Annotated in this window: 2 protein-coding genes; both read right to left on the reverse strand. The window is 42.5% G+C overall.

Going from position 1 to position 1,619, the window contains the following annotated elements:
* Positions 1–69: 69 nt before the first annotated feature.
* Positions 70–966, reverse strand: a complete 897-nt coding sequence (locus QUB11_RS31090; RefSeq protein WP_333207550.1) for a hypothetical protein — start codon at positions 964–966, stop codon at positions 70–72.
* 292 nt (positions 967–1,258) lie between these two features.
* A complete protein-coding gene (locus QUB11_RS31095; RefSeq protein ID WP_333207549.1) occupies positions 1,259–1,561 on the reverse strand; it encodes a hypothetical protein in 303 nt (100 codons plus the stop codon).
* Between the last annotated feature and the right edge of the window lie 58 nt (positions 1,562–1,619).

Consider the following 1,619-nt stretch of genomic DNA (forward strand, 5'->3'; position numbering starts at 1 on the left):
AATGACGAGCGGGCTACCTGTGTATTTTGTTTGTTTTGTCAAGTACAATTTATACCAAATTAGATGAGCTTACCCTGAGTCCGAGCCAGAGATAGTGATAACCGCATCCCACTTATAACCTCTAGCTTCAAAGGTAGCAGGATCCGGAATCGATCGACGCTTGCCCGACTCCATGACATAAATTTCCGGGCTACTTCCTTTGAGCAAAGCTCCGTCTTTTATTGATGGTACATCTTGGTAGTTATAGGTGAAAGTCTGTACCCAACTTTTTACGTCATTAGTAATTCCGCGAGTGTAGTCAAAGTTCCACTGTATTCTTACACTAATCTCAAGAATCGGAGGTTTGCCTTTGGGAACTTTAACAATTAGAGCTGGTTTCCAAGTATAACCAGCCGCAGAAGCTGGAAAAGGGTCTGCTGGTATGCCAGGACTTTTAAAACTTATACATGGCAATTTACAGCGCCAAGTTACACCGTTTTCCAAACGACTGGCTAAAAAACTAACATCTGGACTTGCAAAGCTCACACCCCAAGAAGCATTAATTCCTGCTGTACCAGTTGCTTCATCGCCTTTAAAGCCTCCCTGCAAGCCTGCTCCTATAGTAAAGCTGGTCGTATTTGTACCAACAGTTGAGTCAGGACCGTATTGGGACACTGTACTCGATTCGGTTAGACAAGTAACTACCAGATCCATCTCTGTAGCATAGTAACCTACAGATAACACATTGTTTTTCGATGTAGTAACACCATGCGTCATCGACCCCACAAATGCGTAGTAGTCGTAGGAAGGATCATTCCCTGTCAACTTATAGGGCAGAAACTGGATATATCCGTACAAACGTTGATCTGATGTATTAACAGTTCCCCAGCCAATGTCTGAACGACCATTAAGTGTGATTTGTTGAGTGAAATCTTTGCCACCAGTTTCCCAGGCACCCGCAGGAAGTTTATTTTGCTCGTTGCTCATTTTGTATTCCTTCTATTTGTTCACTATTTATTAGGGTGAAGTCTGAAATTAAAAAAGCTGCTTTACATCTATTCGGTTTAGAGGAAGCAGTGAATCCTTCTACCAAAAAGTTAAGTCTCAACCATTGAAATTTAATTTTTCATTTGAGGAGAAGCTAACATTTTGGTGTTGTTCTGCTATTAGAACGTTTTCAGATAGGAACTTGTGATTTTTTTGATTTTGAAGCTTTTTTCCTAAATAGATGCGCCCAATAAACAAAGCCTCAACCACAAGAACCCTTCCCAACAACAATCTACAAACCTTCCAACCCTTCCTTAACCTCCCCGCGAGCCGGATAAAACAAATGCCGACTCAAAGCATCTCGATAATTCTGCACAGCACCCCCCACATCCCCCAAGCCCGACAACGCTCTACCACACCAGTAATGTGCAACACCCGGATTAAAATTCATCAATTCCAGAGCGCCAACGCACCCCTTCTCCAACCAACCCCGACACTTCTCCTCCTCACCCAAAACCCCATAACTCTCACCCAACCACACCGCCGCAGGTACAGATTGCAAGCAACCCCCCCCTTCTAATAAGTAGTTAAGCAAAATTAATTACATAATTATCTCCAAATTCTTTAAGAATTTTTTCTACAGATGAAACAAG

Source organism: Microcoleus sp. B6-A1 (genome assembly GCF_036705085.1).
Lineage (GTDB): Bacteria > Cyanobacteriota > Cyanobacteriia > Cyanobacteriales > Microcoleaceae > Microcoleus.